Here is a 23,420-nt window from a genome sequence, read left to right on the forward strand (position 1 = left end):
TCACCCATCGTTGGGCGGCGCGCCTTTTTTGTGCGTTGATTTTCTCGAGGTTGTTTTGTTTCTCATTATCATCTAATAATAAATCTCATTACCGAATGAGCCCGGATCATGAGTTCTGCCTTGCACGAGCAGCCTTACCTCGAAAGCTGGCGCTGGATGAGTCGCCAGATCCGTTGCGCAATGGACCCTGACGAGCCTCGTCTGATCGAACATTACCTGGCCGAAGGTCGGTATCTCGCCTGCTGCACGGCAACGTCTCCCTGGACCATCGCCGAAACTTCTTTGCGTTTGTTGCTCGACACCGCCGCCGATGTCGCACTGCCCTGGCACTGGCGCACCTTTTGTCTGGACCAGTCCTGGCGCCCGTTGCGCGATCTGGAGCGCCTCTCTCTGTGTAAATGCCGCCTCAAGCGCTGGCAGAGCTACACCTGGCAACTGGCGACCTGCGAGTTGCAGCCCTCGATTCCTCTCATAGAACTGGTGCAAGGATTTCCCGATGAGTAAAACTCGTATCGAACGCGATAGCATGGGCGAGCTTCAAGTGCCAGTGGACGCCCTCTACGGCGCACAGACCCAGCGTGCTGTGGATAACTTCCCGATCAGTGGAGAACCGATGCCGGTGCAGTTCATCCGCGCGCTGATCCTGGCCAAAGCCGCCGCTGCCCGAGCCAACGTCGAACTCAAACAAATCAGCGAATCCCAGGGCAAAGCCATCGTCGATGCGGCACTGGGCCTGCTCCAAAGCGACTTCATGCAGCATTTTCCGGTGGATATCTTCCAGACCGGTTCCGGCACCAGTTCGAACATGAACGCCAACGAAGTGATCGCCACCCTGGCCAGCCGTCTGCTGGGTGAACCGGTGAACCCCAACGATCACGTCAATTGCGGCCAAAGCAGCAACGACATCATCCCGACCACCATTCACGTCAGTGCTGCGCTTGCGTTGCACGAGCAATTGTTGCCGGCGCTGGTGCGTCTGGTACAGGTGATCGAGCGCAAGGCCGAAGAGGTTCATCACCACGTCAAAACCGGCCGCACCCACTTGATGGACGCCATGCCGGTGCGCATGAGTCAGGTGCTCAACGGTTGGGCGCAGCAGCTCAAGGCCAACATCGTTCATTTGCAAGATCTGCTGCCGAGTCTGCAATCCCTGGCTCAGGGCGGCACGGCAGTGGGCACCGGAATCAATGCTCATCCGCAATTCGCGGCGCGTTTCAGTGAGCACCTGAGCAAGCTGACCCAGGTGCAATTCAAACCGGGTAAGGATCTGTTTGCACTGATCGGCTCCCAGGACACGGCAGTCAGTGTTTCGGGTCAGCTCAAGGCCACGGCGGTTTCTCTGATGAAAATCGCCAACGACTTGCGCTGGATGAACTCCGGCCCGCTGGCAGGCCTTGGTGAAATCGAACTCGAAGCTTTGCAGCCGGGTTCTTCGATCATGCCTGGCAAGGTCAACCCGGTGATCCCGGAAGCGACCGCCATGGTTGCCGCTCAGGTCATCGGCAATGACACGGTCATTACCATCGCCGGTCAGTCGGGCAATTTCGAGCTGAACGTGATGCTGCCGATCATCGCCCATAACCTGCTGAGCAGCATCGAGTTGCTGGCCAACTCCAGCTATCTGCTGGGTGAAAAGGCCATCGCCAGCTTCAAGGTCAACGAGGCCAGGCTCAAGGAAGCGCTGTCGCGCAACCCGATCCTGGTCACCGCACTCAACCCGATCATTGGTTACCAAAAAGCCGCAGAGATCGCCAAGCAGGCCTATCAGCAAGGCCGTCCGGTGATCGATGTGGCTCTGGAACACACCGACCTGACCCGCAGCCAGCTTGAGGTTTTGCTGGACCCGGAAAAGCTCACCGCAGGCGGCGTGTAATCACCGCAACCGCTTTGGAGGCTCACATGGAGCACTGGAAACGCACGATCGAAAGGGCTAATCGCTGTTTCATGCTGGGCGAATTGGTCGATGCCCGCGAGGCTTACTTGCAGGCATTGGCCTTGGCTCAGGTGTTGTTCGAGCGCTGGGCGGATGCCGACGAGGCGGTGGCGGCCTGCGTGATTTCCCATCACAACCTGGCAGATCTTCACTTGCGTCTGAACCAGCCGGAGGAGAGTGCCGAATACTTGTGCGCCATCCATCAGCGGTTGTTGCAGACCATGCAGGACCCACGACTGGCACCGGCCCTGCGCGAAGCAGCGTTGCGCCAGAGCAGCAAGACCTACGTCGAACTGCTGAATTTCATCAGCGAACACGGCGAGTATCCGCGCACCCATCGTTTGCTGCATATCGATGCCGTATCGCCTACGCCTCTACATCATGGAGTTCGTTGATAATGGCTTTTACGCTGCCTGCCTTGCCATACGCCTACGACGCCCTGGAACCGCACATCGATGCGCAGACCATGGAAATCCACTACACCAAGCACCACCAGACCTACATCAACAACCTCAACGCTGCGGTCGAAGGCACCGAGTTTGCCGAGTGGCCGGTGGAAAAACTGGTGGCCAGCATCCAGCAATTGCCGGAAAAACTTCGCGCGGCAGTAGTCAATCAGGGCGGCGGTCACGCCAATCATTCGCTGTTCTGGGAAGTGATGGCGCCCAACGGCGGCGGCAAACCTGAAGGTGAATTGGCAAGCGCAATTGAAGAACAGCTCGGCGGCCTCGACAGTTTCAAGGATGCCTTCACCAAAGCCGCGCTGACGCGTTTCGGCAGCGGCTGGGCCTGGCTCAGTGTGACGCCGCAAAAGACGTTGGTCGTTGAAAGCAGCGGTAATCAGGACAGCCCGTTGATGAAGGGTAATACGCCAATCCTCGGCCTGGATGTTTGGGAGCATGCGTATTACCTGCGTTATCAGAACCGCCGCCCGGAATACATCAACGCGTTCTACAACGTGATCAATTGGCCTGAAGTCGCTACGCGCTATCAGGCTGCACTGGTTTAAGGCTTCTACAAAAACAATCCAAGGCTGGCTATGGGCACTGAAACACTGGCGATCGGAAGTGGACGAATGTTTCGTTACGCATTCGGATCGCTGTTACTGCTGGCGGGCATGACGTTATTGGTTGTCCAGGGGCTGGCATGGCTGGACCTTGAGCCGAAACTGCTGCGTGCGCTGCAAGGCGGGGCAATCTGCGCCTTGGGCACTGCCTTGGGTGCGGTGCCTGTGCTGGTGATTCGGCGGATGCCCCAGGCGGTCAGTGATTCACTGCTTGGCTTCGGGGCCGGGGTGATGCTCGCGGCGACAGCGTTTTCGTTGATCGTTCCCGGGATCTCAGCCGCTGAAAACCTGGGGCTGACGCCTTGGGCGGCCAGCGGACTGATCAGTTTCGGCATCATGCTGGGTGCATTTGGATTGTTCCTGGTTGATCGCAAGGTGTCAGGTGCGTCGCCGGAAATGCTCGTAGGCACGCTGGAACGACCGGTCATCCCGCCGCGAATCTGGTTATTTTTGTTTGCGATCATTGCCCACAACATCCCCGAAGGCATGGCGGTTGGTGTGTCGGCGGGTGGTGGCATGCCCGACGCTGATAGCCTGGCCATGGGCATCGCTTTGCAGGATGTGCCGGAAGGTCTGGTGATCGCGCTGGTCTTGGCCGGGGCAGGCATGTCGCGGGTCAAGGCGTTCCTGATCGGTGCTGCATCAGGTCTGGTCGAACCGGTCTTCGCGCTGTTGTGCGCTTGGCTGGTTAGCCTGGCGGAATTGTTGTTGCCCTTGGGGTTGGCACTGGCGGCCGGGGCAATGTTGCTGGTCGTCACCCATGAAGTCATTCCCGAGTCGCGCCGCAATGGTCACGACAAACTTGCAAGTCTTGGGCTGCTGATCGGGTTTTGTTTGATGATGGTGATGGATACAGCGCTCGCCTAGGCGAGTGCTTAACCACCTTCGCCGAAGTAGTCCTTGATCAAATCCACCAACGCCTGCAAGGCTTCGTCAGCTTGCTCACCTTCGGTACTCAGGTGAACTATTGTTCCCTTGCCGGCAGCGAGCATCATCATCGCCATGATGCTTTTTCCGTCTACCATGGACTCGGGAGTACGTCCGACCCGGATCGTGCAATCCTTGAATTCGCCGGCGACGCCGACGAATTTCGCAGAAGCACGGGCATGCAGGCCCAGTTTGTTGATGATTTCGATTTCCAGAGCAGGCATCGCGGTGTGAATCCTTTAGCTGAGGTCGCGGTGGCGAACCTGGACGTTCTTCAGGGTTTTTTGTAGGGCCTGGCCCAGACGTTCGGTCAGGTAGACGGAGCGGTGATGTCCGCCGGTGCAGCCAATGGCAATGGTGACGTAAGCACGGTTGCTGGCGGCGAAGCGTGGCAGCCACTTGAGCAAGTACGTGGAAATGTCCTGGTACATCTCTTCGACATCCGGCTGGGCCGCCAGGTAATCGGCGACCGGTTGATCGAGCCCGGAATGATCGCGCAACTCCGGCTTCCAATAGGGATTGGGCAGGCAACGCACGTCGAACACCAGATCGGCGTCCACCGGCATGCCACGCTTGAAACCAAAAGACTCCACCAGAAACGCGGTACCGGGTTCCGGCTGGTTCAGCAGGCGCAGCTTGATGGTATCGCGCAGCTGATACAGGTTCAGGTTGGTGGTGTTTACTTTGAGGTCGGCGAGGTCCGCAATCGGCCCGAGCAAGGCGGTCTCATCGTTGATCGCTTCCGCCAGCGAACGATTGGCATTGCTCAGCGGGTGGCGCCGGCGGGTTTCCGAGAAGCGTTTGAGCAAGGTTTCTTCGTCGGCGTCCAGATAAAGCACATCACACTGGATATGCCGGCTGCGCACTTCTTCCAGCAGCTCGGGAAACCGCGATAAGTGACTTGGCAAGTTGCGCGCATCGATGGACACGGCAACCAGCGGTTGTGCCAGCTCGGTGTGAATCAGCGCGCGTTCGGCCAGCTCCGGCAACAGGCCGGCGGGAAGGTTGTCAATGCAGTAGTAGCCGTTATCCTCGAGTACATCGAGGGCGGTACTTTTACCTGAGCCGGAGCGGCCACTGACGATGATCAAACGCATGATTAGTGACCGTTTTGCTCGTCCAGGACAACCTGATACAAGGCTTCATTGCTCGGAGCGCTGCGCAGTTTTTCGCGCACTTCCTTGCGATCGAGCATGCTGGCGATCTGGCGCAGTAGCTCCAGGTGCGCATCGGTGGCAGCTTGCGGGACCAGCAGAACGAACAGCAGGTCAACCGGAGCACCGTCGATGGCGTCGAAATCGATGGGGGCGTCGAGGTGCATCAAGGCGCTGATGGGCGAGTTGCAGCCCTTCAGGCGACAGTGGGGGATGGCGATGCCGTTGCCAAAACCGGTCGAACCGAGTTTTTCACGGGCAATCAGAGCCTCGAAGACATCTTGCATCTCCAGATCCGGCACTTCGCGGTGGATAAGGTTGGCAATTTGCTCGAGGGCTTTCTTTTTGCTGCCGCCCGGCACGTTCACGAGGGAACGGCCGGGGGTCAGGATGCTTTCAAGTCGGATCATGGGTTGGGAGTGTTAACGACCGGTCGCGCCCTGGAGGAGGCTTTGGGTCTTTTCCTTATGCTTTTTGAGTTGTTTATCCAGCTTGTCGGTCAGTGCGTCGATCGCCGCGTACATATCGGTATGCTCCGCGTTTGCGACCACTTCATTGCCGGGAATATGCAGCGTGGCTTCGATTTTCTGCTTGAGCTTTTCGACCGTCATCGTGACTTGCACGTTGGTGATCTTGTCGAAATGCCTCTCTAATCGTTCGAGTTTTTCGCCGATGTAGGTGCGAAGAGGTTCGGTCACTTCCAGTTGGTGTCCACTGATGTTGACTTGCATACAGCTCTCCTTCGTTGCCAGTGCATAAAGCGGCAGGCAGAAATGCCTGCCGCTGGAACGCTGTGGCGTGGCTCTACATCAACCGCTTGCGTTCGCTCGAAGGCGCGATCCCGAGGGATTCGCGGTACTTGGCGACGGTGCGGCGAGCCACCTGAATGCCTTGTGCCTCCAGTAAACCAGCGATCTTGCTGTCACTCAACGGCTTTTTCTGATTTTCCGCGGCAACCAGTTTTTTGATGATCGCGCGGATCGCCGTGGACGAGCATTCACCGCCCTCGGAGGTGCTGACGTGGCTCGAGAAAAAGTATTTCAGTTCATATATGCCTCGTGGGGTATGCATGAACTTTTGCGTGGTCACCCGTGAAATCGTCGACTCATGCATGCCCACCGCTTCGGCGATGTCATGCAGGACCAGCGGTTTCATGGCTTCGTCGCCGTATTCAAGAAAGCCGCGCTGATGCTCGACGATCTGAGTGGCTACTTTCATCAGGGTTTCGTTGCGGCTTTGCAGGCTCTTGATGAACCAGCGGGCCTCTTGCAACTGATTGCGCATGAAGGTGTTGTCGGCGCTGGTGTCGGCGCGGCGCACGAAACCAGCGTATTGAGCATTGACCCGCAGTCGCGGCACGGATTCCTGGTTCAGTTCCACCAGCCAGCGCTCGTTGTCCTTGCGTACGATCACGTCGGGAACGACGTATTCGGCTTCGCTGGACTCGATTTGCGAGCCTGGGCGCGGGTTGAGGCTCTGGACCAGTTCAATCACTTGGCGCAGCTCATCTTCCTTGAGCTTCATGCGACGCATCAGCTGGCTGTAGTCGCGGCTGCCGAGCAGGTCAATGTAATCGGTGACCAGGCGTTTGGCCTCGACCAGCCAAGGGGTCTTGGCGGACAACTGACGTAATTGCAGCAGCAGGCATTCACCCAGGTTACGGGCGCCGATGCCAGCGGGTTCGAATTGCTGGATGCGGTGCAGGACGGCTTCGATTTCGTCCAGTTCGATGTCCAGTTCCGGATCGAAGGCTTCGAGAATCTCCTCGAGGGTTTCGTCCAGGTAGCCCTGATTGTTGATGCAGTCGATCAGGGTCACGGCAATCAGGCGATCAGTGTCGGACATCGGTGCCAGGTTCAGTTGCCACAGCAAGTGGCTTTGCAGGCTTTCGCCGGCCGATGTACGGGTGGTGAAATCCCACTCATCGTCATCGTTGCTCGGCAGGCTGCTGGCGCTGGTCTGGTAGACGTCTTCCCACGCGGTGTCGACGGGCAGTTCGTTGGGAATGCGCTCGTTCCAGTCACCTTCCTCGAGGTTGTCTACAGTCGGGGCGGTTTCCTGGTAGGAGGGTTCCGAAACATCGGCGTTGGGAGGCTGTTCGGCTTTGTCGGCCAAGGGGTCGGCGTTATCGAAGTCGTCGCCTTCTTCCTGGCGTTCGAGCATCGGATTGGACTCCAGGGCCTCCTGGATTTCCTGTTGCAGGTCCAGGGTCGACAATTGGAGCAGGCGGATGGCCTGTTGCAGCTGCGGTGTCATCGTCAGCTGCTGGCCCATTCTCAAGACTAGCGATGGTTTCATGGCAGGGGCTTAACACCTTATTCGCCGGCGCACATGCGCCATCCACTACAGGGCGCCGGAGCGCCAAACATAAGCAAATTATATGCCTGAAACTGCAACGTTTGCCTAGAGCGCTGTAACAATAAAAAAGTATTCATTTTTATCGAGACTAGCGCTCGGTCGACTAGCCAGGCACCTCAGTGCTTACAGGCGGAACTCATGGCCCAGATACACTTCCTTGACCAGGTCGTTGGCCAGGATGGTGGCAGAGTCACCTTCGGCAATCAGTTGGCCATCGTTGACGATGTAAGCGGTTTCGCAGATATCCAGGGTTTCACGGACGTTGTGGTCAGTGATCAATACGCCAATGCCTTTGGCCTTGAGGTGATAGATGATCTGCTTGATGTCGCCCACCGAAATCGGGTCCACGCCGGCGAACGGTTCGTCGAGGAGGATGAATTTCGGGTTGGTCGCCAGTGCCCGGGCGATTTCCACGCGGCGGCGTTCACCGCCGGACAGACTCATGCCGAGGTTGTCGCGGATGTGGCTGATGTGGAATTCCTGCAGCAGGCTTTCCAGCTCTTTGCGACGACCGGTCTTGTCGAGCTCCTTGCGGGTCTCGAGGATTGCCATGATGTTGTCGGCTACCGAGAGTTTGCGGAAGATCGATGCTTCTTGCGGAAGATAGCCGATACCGGCCTTCGCACGACCGTGCATGGGCTGGTGGCTGACATCCAGATCGTCAATCAGTACGCGGCCCTGATCGGCCTGTACCAAGCCAACAATCATGTAGAAACAGGTGGTCTTGCCGGCGCCGTTGGGACCCAGCAGGCCGACGATCTGACCGCTGTCGATCGACAGGCTGACGTCGCGCACGACCTGACGGCTCTTGTAGCTCTTGGCCAGATGCTGAGCTTTCAGAGTTGCCATTACGGGGCCTTTTGCTCTTCGGTTTTCTTTTTCGGCTGGATCACCATGTCGATCCGCGGACGCGACTCGGTGACCTTACTGCCCGTAGCGCGACCGGCGCTGGCGAGCTTTTTGTTGGTGTCATAGACGATTTTCTCGCCCTGGGTCACGTTGCCGTCCTTGTCGATGACTTTGGCGCGGTCGATCAGCACGACACGGTCTTGCGAGGCGTGGTACTGGATAGTGACGCCATAGCCTTGAACCGGCTTTGTATCGCCTGCCGTTTGCAGTTGCTCGAAGTAGGCGAGGTTGCCCACCGAAGTCACTACGTCGATATCGCCGGCTGGGGTGCGGGTCATGGTCACAGTATTGCCGGTGACCTTCATCGAGCCCTGGGTGATGATCACGTCACCTTTATAGGTGGCAATGCCGTTCTTGTCGTCCAGTTGGGCATCGTCCGCCTGGATGCGGATAGGCTGCTGTTGATCGTCCGGCAGAGCCCAGGCGCTCACGCTTCCCAGTGCTGCGCTCAGGCCGAGCAAAATAGGGAGGGTTTTAACGAGCCTCATACTGTCCTCTTACGTTCGATAGCAGGTGTATCCTGCTTTCTTTCAAATACGCCTTCATTCCCTTGCCAGTCGAGACACCACCAGCGCCGTCGATTCTAACGGGTTGATCGGTCTGCGCATATTGCTGCTGCGGGAACACTGTCATGCGGGTGGTGGTAATCAGCGTCTTGCGGTTTTTCTCGTCGAAACGCGTGATGCGCACCGAGTCGATCAGTTCGACCTGAGTGCCGTCGGGGTTCACTTCGCCGTGCTCGCTCTGGACGTGCCAGGGAAACTCGGTGCCGCGGAACAGGTTCAGGTCGGGATTGGTCAACAGCGTCACTTCGGTCGCCTTCAGGTGTTCAACCTTGTCGGACGTCATTTCGTATTGCAGTTTACCGTCCGGCAGGTACTGCACGCTGTGGGCGTTGACCGCGTAATAGTCGATCGCGGTTTCATCGACCTTTGCCACTGGCTGGTCGAGGAAGCGTTCCGGGCTGATGTTCCAGTAGCCGACCGCCGCGAATATCGCTGCGATGCAACCGAATACCAGGAATTTGCGAATCGTTTTACTCAGCATAGTTGGCTCACAGGTACGCGGCGTTGGCCGCATCGAGGCGGCCCTGGGCGCGCAGGATCAATTCGCAGAATTCGCGAGCGGCACCCTCGCCACCACGAGCCTGGGTGATGCCGTGGGCGTGTTCACGGACGAAACTGGCAGCGTTGGCCACCGCCATGCCCAGGCCGACGCGGCGAATCACCGGCAGGTCCGGCAGGTCGTCGCCGAGATAGGCGACTTGCTCATAGCTTAGGTTGAGTTGGGCAAGAAGCTCGTCGAGCACCACCAGTTTGTCTTCGCGCCCCTGGTACAGGTGTGGAATGCCGAGGTTCTTCGCTCGTCGCTCGACCACCGGGGTCTTGCGGCCGCTGATGATAGCGGTCTGCACACCGGCTGCCATCAACATCTTGATGCCTTGTCCGTCGAGGGTGTTGAAGGTCTTGAATTCGCTGCCGTCTTCGAGGAAGTACAGGCGTCCGTCGGTCAGTACGCCATCGACGTCGAAAATCGCCAGCTTGATGTTCTTGCCGCGTTGCAACAGGTCGGTGCTCATCACATTACTCCTGCGCGCAGCAGATCGGAGAGGTTGAAGGCGCCGATCGGTCGGTCCTCCTTGTCCACCACCACCAGCGCGTTGATTCGATGGTCTTCCATGATTTTCAGAGCCTCGGCCGCGAGCATCTCGGGACGGGCAGTCTTGCCGTGAATAGTCATGACCTCGTCGATGGTCGCGTGGTGGATATCGATGGTTCGGTCCAGAGTGCGACGCAAATCGCCGTCGGTGAAGATCCCGGCGAGTTTGCCATCGGCTTCGAGGATCGCCGTCATGCCCAGGCCCTTGCGGGTCATTTCCATCAGCGCGTCCTTGAGCAGGGTGCCGCGCTGAACCTGCGGCAGCTCTTGCCCGGCGTGCATGACGTTTTCCACTTTCAGCAGCAGGCGTCGGCCCAACGCGCCACCCGGATGGGAAAAGGCGAAATCTTCAGCGGTAAAGCCGCGGGCTTCCAGCAGCGCAACGGCCAGGGCGTCGCCCATGACCAGCGCGGCAGTGGTCGACGAGGTCGGTGCCAGGTTAAGCGGGCAGGCTTCGTGCTCGACGCGCACGTTGAGGTTGACCTCGGCAGCCTTCGCCAGTGGTGATTCAGGGTTGCCGGTCATGCTGATCAATTGAATGCCCAGACGCTTGATCAGTGGCAGCAGGGTAACGATTTCATTGGTGGAGCCGGAGTTCGACAGCGCCAGGATGATGTCGTCGCGGGTGATCATGCCCATGTCGCCGTGGCTGGCTTCGGCCGGGTGCACGAAAAAGGCCGTGGTGCCGGTGCTGGCCAGGGTGGCGGCGATCTTGCTGCCGATGTGCCCGGACTTGCCCATGCCGACCACGACCACGCGGCCTTTGCTGGCCAGAATCATCTCGCAAGCGCGTACGAAATCTGCGTCGATACGGGGCAGCAAGCCTTGTACGGCTTCCAATTCGAGGCGGATGGTGCGTTGGGCAGATTGAATCAGATCGCTGGATTGGCTCATGTCAGAAATCGTATAGCCTGATGAAAAGTCGGCGATTATAACGGTAATGCTCGAAACCCTCACGCAAGTTCGTCGCGCTTTGTCATTCCCTGTTACCGAATACCCCTGAATAGAAGCTTTTACCTTGTCATGTTGCTGAACATGGCCCGGCGTGGGCCTTGGGCGCTTGGCCTTTGCAGTGATATAGTTCGCCGCCAGTTCGGCCTGCCCGGGAGGTATGTGCTTTCGTCAGAAAGTCAGGCGTCCGAGTGAGAGGCTGCATCGCAAGGAGTTTAGATGAGTGCCGATAAAGCCTACGCGGTCGAGCTGAAGGGACTGACCTTCAAGCGCGGTGCGCGCAGCATTTTCAATAACGTCGATATACGTATCCCGCGCGGCAAGGTTACCGGCATCATGGGGCCTTCCGGCTGTGGCAAGACTACGCTGTTGCGGCTGATGGGTGCACAGTTGCGGCCCACCAAAGGCGAAGTCTGGGTCAACGGGCAGAACCTGCCGAAGCTGTCGCGCAGTGATCTGTTCGATGCGCGCAAGCACATGGGCGTGCTTTTTCAGAGCGGTGCACTGTTCACCGATCTCGATGTGTTCGAGAACGTTGCCTTTCCGCTACGCGTTCATACCGAACTGCCGGAAGAAATGATCCGGGACATTGTCCTGCTCAAATTGCAGGCCGTGGGCTTGCGTGGCGCCATCGACCTGATGCCTGACGAGTTGTCCGGCGGCATGAAGCGTCGTGTCGCTCTGGCCCGGGCGATTGCCCTCGATCCGCAAATCCTCATGTATGACGAGCCCTTTGTCGGCCAGGACCCCATCGCCATGGGCGTGCTGGTGCGCCTGATCCGCCTGCTCAACGATGCGCTGGGCATCACCAGTATCGTGGTCTCCCACGACCTGGCCGAGACCGCGAGCATCGCCGATTACATCTATGTCGTCGGCGAAGGCCAGGTGTTGGGGCAGGGTACTCCCGAGGAACTGATGAACTCGCAGGAGCCACGCATCCGTCAATTCATGACAGGTGAGCCGGACGGTCCAGTCGCCTATCACTTTCCAGCGACGGATTACCGCGCAGATCTTCTGGGGAAGCGTTGATGCGCAAGATTTCACTAATAGAGCGGGTTCGCCGGTTCGGCCACTCTGGCATTGACGTGCTGGGGGTGTTCGGCCGTTCGGCGATATTCCTGTTTCATGCCTTGCTCGGTCGTGGTGGCATTGGTGGCGGTTTTGGCCTGCTGATCAAGCAACTGCATTCAGTGGGCGTGATGTCCCTGGTGATCATCGTGGTCTCCGGGGTATTCATCGGCATGGTGCTGGCGCTGCAAGGCTTCAATATTCTATCCAGCTACGGTTCGGAGCAGGCGGTCGGCCAGATGGTTGCGCTGACGCTGTTGCGCGAACTGGGCCCCGTGGTCACGGCATTGTTGTTCGCCGGGCGCGCCGGTTCGGCCTTGACTGCCGAAATCGGCAACATGAAGTCCACCGAGCAGTTGTCCAGTCTGGAAATGATTGGTGTCGACCCGCTCAAGTACATCATTGCCCCGCGCCTGTGGGCCGGCTTCATTTCCCTGCCGGTGCTGGCGATGATCTTCAGCGTGGTGGGAATCTGGGGTGGTTCGTGGGTGGCCGTCGACTGGCTGGGTGTCTATGAAGGTTCCTACTGGTCCAACATGCAGAACAGCGTGACCTTTGCTGATGATGTGCTCAACGGCATCATCAAAAGCATCGTTTTCGCCTTTGTCGTGACCTGGATCGCCGTATTCCAAGGCTATGACTGCGAACCCACTTCCGAGGGGATCAGTCGTGCCACTACCAAGACCGTGGTGTATGCCTCTTTGGCTGTACTTGGCCTGGACTTTATTCTGACCGCCTTGATGTTTGGAGATTTCTGATGCAAAACCGCACCCTGGAAATCGGTGTCGGCCTTTTCTTGCTGGCTGGCATCCTGGCTTTGCTGTTGCTGGCGTTGCGGGTGAGTGGTCTGTCCCCGAGCGCAACCACCGATACTTATAAAACTTATGCGTATTTCGACAATATCGCCGGTTTGACTGTCAGAGCTAAAGTGACCATGGCCGGTGTGACCATCGGCAAGGTCACGGCGATCGATCTGGACCGCGACAGTTTCACCGGTCGAGTGACCATGCAGCTGGAAAAGCGCGTAGATAACCTGCCGACTGACTCCACTGCATCTATCCTGACCGCTGGTCTGTTGGGCGAGAAGTACATCGGTCTCAGCGTGGGCGGGGAAGAAACCTTGCTCAAGGATGGTTCAACCATCCACGACACGCAGTCGTCGCTGGTACTTGAGGACCTGATCGGTAAATTTCTGCTCAATACCGTTAGTAAAGACGCCAAATGAGGAGCTTTTGAATGATCTCTACCTTGCGACGTGGCCTGTTGGTATTACTCGCGGCCCTGCCGTTGATGGCTAACGCTGTGGCAGCGCCCTCGGCGCACGATATCGTGCAGGACACCACCACTCGGTTACTTGCCGATCTGTCGGCCAATAAAGAGAAGTACAAGCAAGACCCGCAAGACTTTTATACGGCGCTGAACACCATCGTCGGACCTGTGGTGGATGCCGAGGGCATTTCCAAAAGCATCATGACGGTCAAGTATTCACGCAAAGCCACGCCTGCGCAGATGAAGACCTTTGAAGAAAACTTCAAAAAGGGTCTGTTCCAGTTCTATGGCAACGCTTTGCTCGAGTACAACAATCAGGGGATCGTCGTCGACCCTGCCAAGGATGAGTCCGGAGACCGTACAAGCGTTGCCATGACGGTCAAAGGCAGCAATGGCGCGGTCTATCCTGTGTCTTACACGCTCGAAAAGATCAATGGCGAGTGGAAGCTGCGCAACGTAATCATCAACGGCATCAACATCGGCAAGCTGTTCCGTGATCAGTTCGCTGATGCGATGCAGCGCAATGGCAACGACCTGGACAAGACCATCAATGGTTGGGCCGGAGAAGTCGCCAAAGCCAAGGACGCCAGCCAGAAGCAAACCACAGAGACGCAAGCTCAATGAGTGTATCGGCCATTCGCATGAGCGAATCCGGCGAGCTGACGCTGAGCGGCATGCTGGATTACCGCACCGGCCCGGGCTTGCGCAAGCAGGGGCAGGCGCTGATCAAGTCCAGCAAGGCCGCTGCACTGGTGGTCGATTGCTCGGCGGTGTTGAAGTCCAGCAGTGTCGGCTTGTCGCTGCTGCTGTGCTTCATGCGTGATGCAGAGGAGGCCGGCAAGGCGCTGAGCATCCGTGGAATGCCAGAAGACATGCGCGAAATAGCTCAGGTCAGCGAATTGACCGAGCTGTTGGCGCATCCCTAACCAGCATCAATAAAGAAGCCCCCCGTCAGAGTCCTGCTTCGCGGGGTTCGCAGGCGCGGGGCTTTTTTGTATGATGTCCGACCCGCGCGCACAGGGCGCCGATTGAGGTTGAGCATGCAGGCCGTAGAAGTGAAGAGCTTCCTTGAAGGAAAGCTGCCAGGAACCCTAGTAGAAGTCGAGGGCGAAGGCTGCAACTTTCAGCTGAACGTGATTAGCGATGAACTGGCGGCGTTGAGCCCGGTGAAGCGTCAGCAGCAGATCTATGCCCATTTGAACCCATGGATCACCGATGGCAGCATCCATGCGGTCACTATGAAATTTTTCAGCAGCGCGGCCTGGGCCGAGCGCACCTGAGCCCAAGGGCGTCGAGATTCTTATGGATAAATTGATTATTACCGGTGGCGTTCGTCTTGATGGCGAAATCCGCATCTCCGGGGCAAAGAACTCTGCCCTGCCGATCCTGGCTGCAACCCTGCTGTGCGATGGCCCGGTTACCGTTGCCAACCTGCCGCACCTGCACGACATCACCACCATGATCGAGCTGTTCGGTCGCATGGGTATTGAGCCGGTGATCGACGAGAAACTCAGCGTCGAAATCGACCCGCGTACCATCAAGACCCTGATCGCACCGTACGAACTGGTTAAAACCATGCGTGCGTCGATCCTGGTGCTGGGCCCGATGGTTGCGCGTTTTGGTGAAGCCGAAGTCGCACTGCCTGGCGGTTGCGCCATTGGTTCGCGTCCGGTTGACCTGCACATTCGTGGCCTCGAAGCCATGGGCGCGGTCATCGACGTCGAAGGCGGCTACATCAAGGCCAAGGCACCTGAAGGTGGCCTGCGCGGTGCGCACTTCTTCTTCGACACCGTCAGTGTGACCGGTACCGAAAACATCATGATGGCGGCCGCTCTGGCCAAGGGCCGCAGCGTTCTGGCAAACGCCGCTCGCGAACCTGAAGTCATTGACCTGGCGAACTTCCTGATCGCCATGGGCGCCAAGATCACTGGCGCCGGCACCGACACCATCACCATCGATGGCGTCGAGCGTCTGCACCCGACCACTTACAAAGTGATGCCTGACCGTATCGAGACCGGCACTTACCTGGTCGCAGCCGCTGTGACCGGCGGTCGTGTGAAGGTCAAGGACACCGATCCGACCATCCTCGAAGCCGTTCTTGAGAAACTCAAGGAATCGGGTGCCGAAATCACCTGCGGTGAAGACTGGATCGAGCTGAACATGCACGGCAAGCGGCCAAAAGCCGTTAACGTGCGGACCGCTCCGTACCCGGCGTTCCCGACTGACATGCAAGCGCAGTTCATCTCCCTCAACGCCATTGCCGAAGGCACCGGTGCCGTGATCGAGACGATCTTCGAGAACCGCTTCATGCACGTTTACGAACTGCACCGTATGGGCGCTAAGATTCAGGTCGAAGGCAACACTGCCATCGTCACCGGTACCGAAAAGCTCAAGGGCGCGCCAGTGATGGCCACCGACCTGCGTGCTTCGGCCAGCCTGGTGATCTCGGCGCTGATCGCCGAAGGTGACACCCTGATCGACCGCATCTACCACATCGACCGTGGTTACGAGTGCATCGAAGAGAAACTGCAGATGCTCGGCGCCAAGATCCGCCGCGTACCGGGCTAGTTTTCTGCTGCATGGGCGCAGGGACGCGCCCGTTGATTTGTTGAAGTCGAGCCGGTTTCCGGCTCGATGTGTGTCCGGCGCCATTTGCGACCGGGCATGAGTACCTTGATAAGGACTGACGTTTCCCATGTTGACCATCGCACTGTCCAAGGGCCGCATCCTTGACGACACCCTGCCGCTTCTGGCTGAAGCGGGCATCGTGCCGACCGAGAATCCGGACAAAAGCCGCAAGCTGATCATCCCCACGACTCAGGCCGATGTGCGGCTGCTGATCGTGCGCGCCACCGATGTGCCGACGTACGTCGAGCATGGTGCCGCTGACCTGGGCGTCGCCGGTAAAGATGTGCTGATGGAATATGGCGGCCAAGGTTTGTATGAGCCTTTAGACCTGCGAATTGCCCTCTGCAAGCTGATGACCGCCGGTCGTGTCGGCGATGTCGAGCCCAAGGGCCGTTTGCGGGTGGCGACCAAGTTCGTCAACGTTGCCAAGCGCTACTACGCCGAACAGGGCCGCCAGGTCGACATCATCAAGCTTTACGGCTCGATGGAACTGGCGCCGCTGATCGGTCTTGCGGACAAGATCATCGACGTGGTCGACACCGGCAACACCCTGCGCGCCAATGGCCTGGAACCCCAGGATTTCATTGCCGACATCAGCTCCCGGCTGATCGTGAACAAAGCTTCGATGAAAATGCAGCACGCCCGTATCCAGGCGTTGATCGACACCCTGCGCAAGGCAGTGGAGTCTCGACACCGCGGCTGATTTACCTGCGCGACGTTAAGTCGCGCCCGTCTATCCGCCTCATAGCCAGAATTCTCAGGTGCCCAAGCGGATCGATGGTAGCTTCGGGTACCTGAGTTTTCGCCATTCCTATGAGGCTCTCGCTATGACCGCACCGACTGCAATTCGCCGACTCAACGCTGCTGACCCGGATTTCGCACATCATCTGGATCATCTGCTGAGCTGGGAAAGTGTGTCTGACGACTCGGTCAATCAGCGAGTGCTGGACATCATCAAGGCCGTGCGTGAGCGTGGCGATGCGGCGCTGGTGGAGTTCACTCAGAAGTTCGATGGCCTGCAAGTCGCGTCCATGGCGGACCTGATCTTGCCTCGCGAACGTCTGGAACTGGCCCTGACCCGAATCACCGTGCCTCAGCGTGAAGCGCTGGAAAAAGCCGCGACTCGAGTACGCAGCTACCACGAGAAACAGAAACAGGATTCCTGGAGCTATACCGAGGCCGACGGCACCGTGCTGGGCCAGAAGGTCACGCCGCTGGATCGCGCCGGCCTGTATGTACCGGGTGGCAAGGCGTCTTATCCTTCCTCGGTTCTGATGAACGCAATTCCGGCCAAGGTGGCCGGCGTGACCGAAGTGGTCATGGTGGTGCCGACTCCTCGTGGTGAAATCAACGAGCTGGTACTGGCCGCAGCTTGCATCGCTGGCGTCGACCGCGTGTTTACCATCGGCGGCGCTCAAGCGGTCGCTGCGTTGGCTTACGGCACCGAAAGCGTGCCGAAGGTCGACAAGGTGGTCGGTCCGGGCAACATCTATGTCGCCACGGCCAAGCGCCACGTGTTTGGCCAGGTCGGCATCGACATGATCGCCGGCCCCTCCGAGATCCTCGTGGTGTGCGACGGCAAGACCGATCCGGACTGGATTGCCATGGACCTGTTCTCCCAGGCCGAGCACGACGAAGACGCCCAAGCGATTCTGGTCAGCCCGGACGCCGAGTTCCTCGACAAGGTTGCAGCGAGCATCGCCAAATTGCTGCCGACCATGGAGCGCGCCGAGATCATCGAAACCTCGATCAACGGTCGTGGCGCGCTGATCAAGGTTCGTGACATGGACCAAGCCATCGAAGTGGCCAATCGCATTGCGCCAGAACATCTGGAGTTGTCGGTTGCCGATCCGCAGGCCTGGTTGCCGCAGATTCGTCACGCCGGCGCGATCTTCATGGGCCGTCACACGTCCGAAGCCCTGGGCGACTACTGCGCTGGTCCTAACCACGTGTTGCCGACGTCCGGCACCGCGCGCTTCTCTTCGCCACTGGGTGTTTACGACTTCCAGAAACGCTCGTCGATCATCTTCTGCTCCGAGCAGGGTGCCTCCGAACTGGGCAAAACCGCTTCCGTGCTGGCCCGTGGCGAGTCGCTGACTGCGCACGCCCGTAGCGCCGAATACCGCATCGTTGACGAAGATTTTCCGCAAGGGCAGGGGAACTGAACATGAGTAAATTCTGGAGCCCGTTCGTCAAGAATCTGGTGCCTTACGTGCCGGGCGAGCAGCCGAAGCTGGCGAAACTGGTGAAGCTCAACACCAACGAAAACCCGTACGGCCCATCGCCAAAAGCCTTGGCGGCCATGCAGACCGAACTGAATGACAGCTTGCGTCTGTACCCGGACCCCAACAGCGACCTGCTCAAGCAAGCGGTCGCCAAGTATTACGGCGTGCAGGGCAATCAGGTGTTCCTCGGCAACGGTTCCGATGAAGTCCTGGCGCACATCTTTCACGGTTTGCTGCAACACGATCAGCCGCTGCTGTTCCCGGACATCAGCTACAGCTTCTATCCGGTTTACTGCGGCTTGTATGGCATCACCTTCGACGCGGTGCCGCTGGACGAGCAGTTCCAGATCAACCCGGCGGACTACGCCAAGCCGAACGGCGGGATCATCTTCCCGAATCCGAATGCACCGACGGGTTGCCTGTTGTCGCTGGATGCCGTAGAGCAAATCCTCAAGGCCAGCCCGGATTCGGTGGTCGTGGTCGATGAGGCTTACATCGACTTCGGTGGTGAGACGGCGATCAGCCTGGTGGACCGTTATCGGAACCTGCTGGTGACCCAGACCCTGTCCAAGTCCCGTTCACTGGCCGGCCTGCGGGTGGGGCTGGCGGTGGGGCATCCGGACCTGATCGAGGCGCTGGAGCGGATCAAGAACAGCTTTAACTCCTATCCGCTGGATCGTCTGGCGAATGTTGGTGCAGCCGCAGCGTTTGAAGATCGTGAGTACTTCGACAAGACCTGCCGGTTGGTCATCGAGCATCGTGAAAAGGTCGTTGCGCAATTGGAAGCGAAGGGCTTTGAAGTGTTGCCGTCAGCGGCGAACTTCATTTTTGCGCGTCATCCGAAACACGATGCGGCAGGACTGGCGGCGAAGTTGCGCGAGCAAGGCGTGATCGTTCGGCACTTCAAGCAGGAGCGGATTGCCCAGTTCCTGCGGATTTCGATTGGCACACCGGAGCAGAACCAGGCGTTGATCGACGGCCTCGGCGACCTCTAAAGATACCCCCCGATCCTGTGGGAGCGAGCTTGCTCGCGATGGCGGTCTGACATTCAACATAGATGCTGAATGTTATGGCCTCATCGCGAGCAAGCTCGCTCCCACAGTTGTTTTGGGGGGGCTTTTATTCGTGATGCGCTTCGCCGAGGAACGTCAACGAACTAAACACCCCGCGGGTCGCCACATCCGGATTGTCCTTCAGCACAATCTCCATCTGCGCCGAAATCACATTCAACCCCTCATTTCGCACTACCACCTGCGCCCGGCCGTCCTTATCCGTCTCGGTGCTCAACGTGTTCGGCGCGCTGCGATAGTCACCAATCAACTTCACACCCGCCGCTGGTTTGCCATCCAGTAGCACTCGAACCGGCAACGACTTGCCCGGCCCGACCGTCAGCGGATCAATCTCCGGCAGAATCAGCAATTTCATCTGATCAAGCTTCGGCAACTTCGCCCCCGGCTGATAAATCGCCAGGCTGTATTTGAAGGTCTGCGTCGACTCGATGGCCCCTGGCACTTTGCTGCGTCCTTCGTTGATCCATTTTTTATCCGCCGTCTGCGACCACATGCCGTTGTCCAACGCCACCGCCATCACGGCGGGCGGCTTCAGCGGTTGCAGACGTGCGTGATCAGCCAAGCGCTGCACGGTCACCGGGATCATTTTGCCGCTGACGTCATACGCCCAGGCGCCGCTGATTTTCTGCGCCTTGAAGGCGTTGTCTTCGGCACCGTGGCCGTAAATCACTTCGATATTGCCGCGACGTTGTTCGGTCCAGAGGCCATGGGCTGAGACCTGGGTGGCGAAAAGCAGGCCGAGCAGTGCCAGAGGTTTGAGGTGTTGCATGGTGACGTCCTTTTACAGATTGAGTGTCAGGCTGACGGTGAAATTGCGCGGCTCGCCGGGGTTGACCCAGTAGTTGCTGTAGGAGCGCTCGTAGTATTTCTCGTCGAAAAGGTTGTTCAGGTTCAGGCCCACGGTGACATTTTCGCTGGCCTCGTAATGGGCTAGCAGGTCGACGGTGTGGTAAGCCGGCAATTCGAATTCGCCGCCGGCTTCACCCGAACGATCGCCGACATAAGTGAACGCTGCGCCAAGGTCCGAACCGCGCAAATGGCCGTCCTGAAATTCATAAACCCCCAGCAGACTGCCGCTGCGTTGGGCGACGCCTAGGATTCGGCTGCCTGTGGGAATCACCTTGTCGCCCTCGGTGACCTCGGCGTCGATGTAGGCGAAGGCACCGATCACCCGCACGGCGTCAGTCACTTGCCCGGTGACTTGCAGGTCGAATCCCTGGCTGCGGGCCTTGCCCATGGCGCGGCTGGAGTCGGTGCTCGGGTCGAGCGCCAGGACATTTTCCTTTTCGATCTGGAAGGCGGCGAGGGTGGTACTCAGACGATCGTCGAACAATTCGCTCTTGATCCCGACTTCATAACCGACGCCTTCTTCCGGGTCGAAGGATTTGCCAGCGGAATCCAGGCCGTTGTTCGGTTTGAACGAAGTGGAGGCGTTGGCGAACAACCCCACTTCGGGTGTCAGTTGGTAGAGCAGGCCAGCCCGTTGGGTCAACGCGTCGTGGTTCTGGCGGCTGGTGGCGCCGCGGCTGTGATCATCGATGCTTTGCTCAAAGTGTTCGAAACGTGCACCGAGCATGCCGCGCAGTTTGTCGGTGAAGACGATCTGATCCTGCAGGTTCAGCGCCTGGCTTTCGACGTGTTCAAAAAAATTCGTGCCGGAGCGCGTGCCGTTGGGTTTCGGCTGGCCGTAGACAGGCTGATAAATATCGATGGCGTAGGGACCGCCGGCAATGGTCGTGACCCGTTCGTTTTTGCGGAAGTTCTCGTACTCGCTGCCAATCAGCAGTTCGTGCTGCCAGCTACCGAGGTCGAACAGACCGCGCAATTCGAGCTGGGTGATGCTGTCGTGCCAATTGGTATCGCGCTCGCGATAACGTCGATTGACGGTGTGGCCGTCGGCATTCAGCGGGCGATTTTCCGAGGCGTAACCCCAGAGTTGGCCTTCCTTGTAATGGCTGGCCAGACGCAATTTCCAGCTGTCGTTGAGATGATGCTCGAGCGCAGCTTGCAGCCTGTTGTTGTGGTTATCAATGTCGCCATCGTTGGGTTCGCCTAGGAAAGTCGAGCGAGAAACGCCACTCCATTTATTGTTAGGCGCGACGATGCCGCGATCGAACGTGGAACTGTGACGCACGAATTCGCTCTCCACCAAGAGGTTGGTGTCCGGGTTCAGTTGCCAACTGAAGGAGGGCGCGACGAACACTCGCTGGCTGTTCACATGATCACGAAAGCTGTGGTTGTCCTCGACGGCCAGGTTGATTCGAGACAACACGTTGGCGTCGTCATCCAGCGGCGTGTTGATGTCCAGCGCGGTGCGATAACGATCCCAACTGCCGGCGCTGGTTTGCAGGGTGGTGAAGGCTTCGGGCTGGGGTTTCTTGGTGACGATGTTTACCGTGCCGCCCGGATCGCCACGTCCATAGAGACTGGCGGCGGGGCCTTTGAGCACTTCGATGCGCTCGATGTTGGCCACGTCCGGCGTGCTCGGGTAACCACGGTTGGCGCTGAAGCCATCCTTGTAGAACTCCGACGTGGTGAAGCCGCGCACGCTGTATTCATAAAGCGTCAGGCCGCCGAAGTTGTTCTGCTTCGACACGCCGCCAGCAAAATCGAGGGCACGCTCGACGCTGGTGCTGCCCAGATCGTTAAGCACACTGACGGGAATGACGCTGATGGATTGCGGTATATCGCGGATCGCGGTGTCGGTTTTGGTCGCGCTGGAAGAATGCGTAGCGCGGTAACCCTTGACCGGGCCGGTGGGCGATTCGTAGTCGGAGGTGACGCTGATGGCGTCCAGTTCGAGGGTGCCGGACTCTTCGGCGAAGACCGGATCCCCCAGCAGGCCGAGGGCAAGACTTGCCACGGAAGCCATTGTTCGAGACGACATGTTATGTTGTTCCAATATAGATATTGAAACAATATAACATGTCTAATGAGAATGTCTGCTGTTAGCCCGATAGTCTCGGGCCAGCGTTAGTCTTCTTCTTTCTCTTTAACTGGCGCCGGTGGTGGACGCAAACCGATCTCTGCGGTCAGCTTGAGCTCTTTGCCGTTGCGCATCACCTGGATCGTGACCTTGTCGGTCGGTTTGATCCGCGCGACCTGGTTCATCGAGCGGCGCCCATCGCCAGCCGGCTCGCCGTCAATGCTGAGAATCACATCGCCCAATTGCAGGCCGGCCTTCTGCGCCGGCCCGTCGCGGAAAATTCCCGCGACCACAATGCCCGGACGCCCCGACAGACCAAAAGATTCCGCCAGCTCCTGAGACAACGGCTGCACTTCGATACCGAGCCACCCGCGAATGACCTGGCCATGCTCGATGATCGACTTCATCACTTCCATGGCCAGTTTCACCGGGATCGCGAAACCGATGCCCTGGGAGCCGCCGGACTTGGAGAAGATCGCCGTGTTGATGCCGGTCAGGTTGCCGTTGGCATCCACCAGCGCACCGCCGGAGTTGCCTGGGTTGATCGCGGCGTCGGTCTGGATGAAGTCTTCGTAGTTGTTCAGGCCCAGCTGATTACGCCCGGTGGCGCTAATGATGCCCATGGTCACGGTCTGGCCCACGCCGAACGGGTTACCGATAGCCAGGGCTACGTCGCCGATGCGGATGTTGTCGGAACGCCCGACCGTGATCGATGGCAGGTTTTTCAGATCTATTTTCAATACCGCAAGGTCGGTTTCCGGGTCGCTGCCGATTACACGGGCCAAGGTTTCACGACCGTCCTTGAGCGCCACCACGATCTGGTCGGCGCCGCTGGTCACATGGTTGTTGGTCAGCAGGTAACCTTCCGGGCTCATGATCACGCCGGAGCCGAGGCTCGATTCCATGCGCTTCTGCTTGGGCGAGTTGTCGCCGAAGAAGCGGCGGAACTGCGGGTCCTCAAACAGTGGATGGTTCGGTTTGTTGATGACTTTGGTGGTGTACAGGTTGACCACCGACGGCGCCGCCGTGGTCACCGCGTCGGCATAGGACACGGGGCCTTGTTGCATCGTGGTGGTTTGCGGGGCTTGCTGCATGTTGACGTCGAGGCTTGGGAGCCCGACCCACTGCGGGTAACGCTGGATTATCAATAGAGCGATAAGCACGCCGGCCAACAGCGGCCAGCCGGAAAAACGCAGCGCCTTAAGCATTAAGCACGTCCTGAGAGGTTGCAGGCGGTATGAGACCGCCCATAATGTCGCGCATTATACGAGGCGAAG

28 protein-coding genes are annotated in these 23,420 nt (G+C 58.6%); 15 read left to right on the top strand and 13 right to left on the bottom strand.

The features are described 5' to 3' along the window. Positions 1-108: 108 nt before the first annotated feature. The 5 genes from ACYZT7_RS05595 to ACYZT7_RS05615 are packed head-to-tail and all read left to right on the top strand — an operon-like array spanning position 109 to position 3,866. Positions 109-504, top strand: coding sequence for a FagA protein (locus tag ACYZT7_RS05595; protein WP_462040264.1), 396 nt, complete (start codon positions 109-111; stop codon positions 502-504). Beyond that, positions 497-1,873: a class II fumarate hydratase gene (locus ACYZT7_RS05600; RefSeq protein WP_462040265.1), complete on the top strand. Its 1,377-nt coding sequence runs from the start codon at positions 497-499 to the stop codon at positions 1,871-1,873. The genes ACYZT7_RS05595 and ACYZT7_RS05600 overlap by 8 nt, the downstream gene beginning before the upstream one ends. 26 nt (positions 1,874-1,899) lie before the next feature. Continuing rightward, positions 1,900-2,328, top strand: coding sequence for a hypothetical protein (locus tag ACYZT7_RS05605; protein ID WP_462040266.1), 429 nt, complete (start codon positions 1,900-1,902; stop codon positions 2,326-2,328). 2 nt (positions 2,329-2,330) lie between these two features. Further along, positions 2,331-2,942 (top strand): superoxide dismutase, encoded by a 612-nt coding sequence (locus ACYZT7_RS05610; protein WP_462040267.1) that lies wholly within the window; start codon positions 2,331-2,333, stop codon positions 2,940-2,942. 30 nt (positions 2,943-2,972) lie between these two features. Continuing rightward, positions 2,973-3,866, top strand: a complete 894-nt coding sequence (locus ACYZT7_RS05615) for a ZIP family metal transporter (protein WP_462040268.1) — start codon at positions 2,973-2,975, stop codon at positions 3,864-3,866. 8 nt (positions 3,867-3,874) lie between these two features. On the opposite strand, the gene ACYZT7_RS05620 is transcribed toward ACYZT7_RS05615, so the two are convergent. The 10 genes from ACYZT7_RS05620 to ACYZT7_RS05665 form a co-directional block, all read right to left on the bottom strand. Next, complete coding sequence (locus ACYZT7_RS05620) at positions 3,875-4,150, bottom strand: HPr family phosphocarrier protein (protein WP_462040269.1); 276 nt, start codon at positions 4,148-4,150, stop codon at positions 3,875-3,877. 15 nt (positions 4,151-4,165) lie between these two features. After that, on the bottom strand, positions 4,166-5,023 hold the full coding sequence (gene rapZ, locus ACYZT7_RS05625) for an RNase adapter RapZ (protein WP_462040270.1): 858 nt from the start codon (positions 5,021-5,023) through the stop codon (positions 4,166-4,168). A 2-nt stretch (positions 5,024-5,025) separates the two neighbouring features. Further along, a complete protein-coding gene (gene ptsN / locus ACYZT7_RS05630) occupies positions 5,026-5,490 on the bottom strand; it encodes a PTS IIA-like nitrogen regulatory protein PtsN (RefSeq protein ID WP_449643230.1) in 465 nt (154 codons plus the stop codon). A 12-nt stretch (positions 5,491-5,502) separates the two neighbouring features. Then, entirely contained in the window at positions 5,503-5,811 is a 309-nt protein-coding gene (gene hpf / locus ACYZT7_RS05635; protein ID WP_007941242.1) for a ribosome hibernation-promoting factor, HPF/YfiA family, read from the bottom strand. Between the two features lie 73 nt (positions 5,812-5,884). After that, positions 5,885-7,378, bottom strand: coding sequence for an RNA polymerase factor sigma-54 (locus ACYZT7_RS05640; RefSeq protein ID WP_282375089.1), 1,494 nt, complete (start codon positions 7,376-7,378; stop codon positions 5,885-5,887). Between the two features lie 183 nt (positions 7,379-7,561). After that, complete coding sequence (gene lptB / locus ACYZT7_RS05645) at positions 7,562-8,287, bottom strand: LPS export ABC transporter ATP-binding protein (RefSeq protein ID WP_282375090.1); 726 nt, start codon at positions 8,285-8,287, stop codon at positions 7,562-7,564. Beyond that, on the bottom strand, positions 8,287-8,835 hold the full coding sequence (lptA, locus tag ACYZT7_RS05650) for a lipopolysaccharide transport periplasmic protein LptA (protein WP_449643231.1): 549 nt from the start codon (positions 8,833-8,835) through the stop codon (positions 8,287-8,289). Before lptA ends, lptB begins: the two co-directional genes overlap by 1 nt. Next, a complete protein-coding gene (gene lptC, locus ACYZT7_RS05655; RefSeq protein ID WP_462040271.1) occupies positions 8,822-9,394 on the bottom strand; it encodes an LPS export ABC transporter periplasmic protein LptC in 573 nt (190 codons plus the stop codon). Before lptC ends, lptA begins: the two co-directional genes overlap by 14 nt. Positions 9,395-9,401: 7 nt before the next feature. Beyond that, positions 9,402-9,926, bottom strand: coding sequence for a KdsC family phosphatase (locus ACYZT7_RS05660; RefSeq protein WP_282375095.1), 525 nt, complete (start codon positions 9,924-9,926; stop codon positions 9,402-9,404). After that, positions 9,926-10,900 (bottom strand): KpsF/GutQ family sugar-phosphate isomerase, encoded by a 975-nt coding sequence (locus ACYZT7_RS05665; RefSeq protein WP_462040272.1) that lies wholly within the window; start codon positions 10,898-10,900, stop codon positions 9,926-9,928. Before ACYZT7_RS05665 ends, ACYZT7_RS05660 begins: the two co-directional genes overlap by 1 nt. Positions 10,901-11,176: 276 nt before the next feature. Here ACYZT7_RS05665 and ACYZT7_RS05670 point away from each other — a divergent pair, with 276 nt between their 5' ends. The 10 genes from ACYZT7_RS05670 (at position 11,177) to hisC (ending at position 19,142) form a co-directional block, all read left to right on the top strand. Next, positions 11,177-11,986 (top strand): ATP-binding cassette domain-containing protein, encoded by an 810-nt coding sequence (locus ACYZT7_RS05670; RefSeq protein ID WP_059403257.1) that lies wholly within the window; start codon positions 11,177-11,179, stop codon positions 11,984-11,986. After that, positions 11,986-12,783, top strand: coding sequence for a lipid asymmetry maintenance ABC transporter permease subunit MlaE (gene mlaE / locus ACYZT7_RS05675; RefSeq protein ID WP_008150745.1), 798 nt, complete (start codon positions 11,986-11,988; stop codon positions 12,781-12,783). The genes ACYZT7_RS05670 and mlaE overlap by 1 nt, the downstream gene beginning before the upstream one ends. Continuing rightward, entirely contained in the window at positions 12,783-13,250 is a 468-nt protein-coding gene (gene mlaD / locus ACYZT7_RS05680; protein ID WP_282375100.1) for an outer membrane lipid asymmetry maintenance protein MlaD, read from the top strand. The genes mlaE and mlaD overlap by 1 nt, the downstream gene beginning before the upstream one ends. 11 nt (positions 13,251-13,261) lie before the next feature. Then, a complete protein-coding gene (locus tag ACYZT7_RS05685; RefSeq protein WP_462040273.1) occupies positions 13,262-13,918 on the top strand; it encodes an MlaC/ttg2D family ABC transporter substrate-binding protein in 657 nt (218 codons plus the stop codon). Next, entirely contained in the window at positions 13,915-14,220 is a 306-nt protein-coding gene (locus ACYZT7_RS05690) for an STAS domain-containing protein (protein WP_449643234.1), read from the top strand. The genes ACYZT7_RS05685 and ACYZT7_RS05690 overlap by 4 nt, the downstream gene beginning before the upstream one ends. A 114-nt stretch (positions 14,221-14,334) precedes the next feature. Beyond that, positions 14,335-14,574 carry a BolA family protein gene (locus tag ACYZT7_RS05695; RefSeq protein WP_007912386.1) on the top strand — a complete coding sequence of 80 codons (240 nt, stop codon included), beginning with the start codon at positions 14,335-14,337 and terminating at the stop codon, positions 14,572-14,574. A 22-nt stretch (positions 14,575-14,596) separates the two neighbouring features. Further along, complete coding sequence (murA, locus tag ACYZT7_RS05700; RefSeq protein WP_046045865.1) at positions 14,597-15,862, top strand: UDP-N-acetylglucosamine 1-carboxyvinyltransferase; 1,266 nt, start codon at positions 14,597-14,599, stop codon at positions 15,860-15,862. A gap of 127 nt (positions 15,863-15,989) precedes the next feature. Continuing rightward, complete coding sequence (gene hisG, locus ACYZT7_RS05705) at positions 15,990-16,625, top strand: ATP phosphoribosyltransferase (RefSeq protein WP_007901570.1); 636 nt, start codon at positions 15,990-15,992, stop codon at positions 16,623-16,625. A gap of 124 nt (positions 16,626-16,749) precedes the next feature. Then, positions 16,750-18,087, top strand: a complete 1,338-nt coding sequence (gene hisD / locus ACYZT7_RS05710; RefSeq protein ID WP_462040274.1) for a histidinol dehydrogenase — start codon at positions 16,750-16,752, stop codon at positions 18,085-18,087. Positions 18,088-18,089: 2 nt separating this feature from the next. Further along, positions 18,090-19,142: a histidinol-phosphate transaminase gene (gene hisC, locus ACYZT7_RS05715; RefSeq protein ID WP_462040275.1), complete on the top strand. Its 1,053-nt coding sequence runs from the start codon at positions 18,090-18,092 to the stop codon at positions 19,140-19,142. A 124-nt stretch (positions 19,143-19,266) separates the two neighbouring features. On the opposite strand, the gene ACYZT7_RS05720 is transcribed toward hisC, so the two are convergent. From ACYZT7_RS05720 to algW, 3 genes are all read right to left on the bottom strand, one after another. Then, entirely contained in the window at positions 19,267-19,986 is a 720-nt protein-coding gene (locus ACYZT7_RS05720; RefSeq protein ID WP_462040276.1) for a DUF4198 domain-containing protein, read from the bottom strand. Positions 19,987-19,998: 12 nt separating this feature from the next. After that, positions 19,999-22,104, bottom strand: coding sequence for a TonB-dependent siderophore receptor (locus ACYZT7_RS05725; RefSeq protein WP_462040277.1), 2,106 nt, complete (start codon positions 22,102-22,104; stop codon positions 19,999-20,001). Between the two features lie 86 nt (positions 22,105-22,190). Beyond that, on the bottom strand, positions 22,191-23,351 hold the full coding sequence (gene algW / locus ACYZT7_RS05730; RefSeq protein ID WP_462040278.1) for a Do family serine endopeptidase AlgW: 1,161 nt from the start codon (positions 23,349-23,351) through the stop codon (positions 22,191-22,193). Positions 23,352-23,420 lie beyond the last annotated feature (69 nt).

The sequence above is a fragment of the Pseudomonas sp. RT4P38 genome, assembly GCF_054897765.1.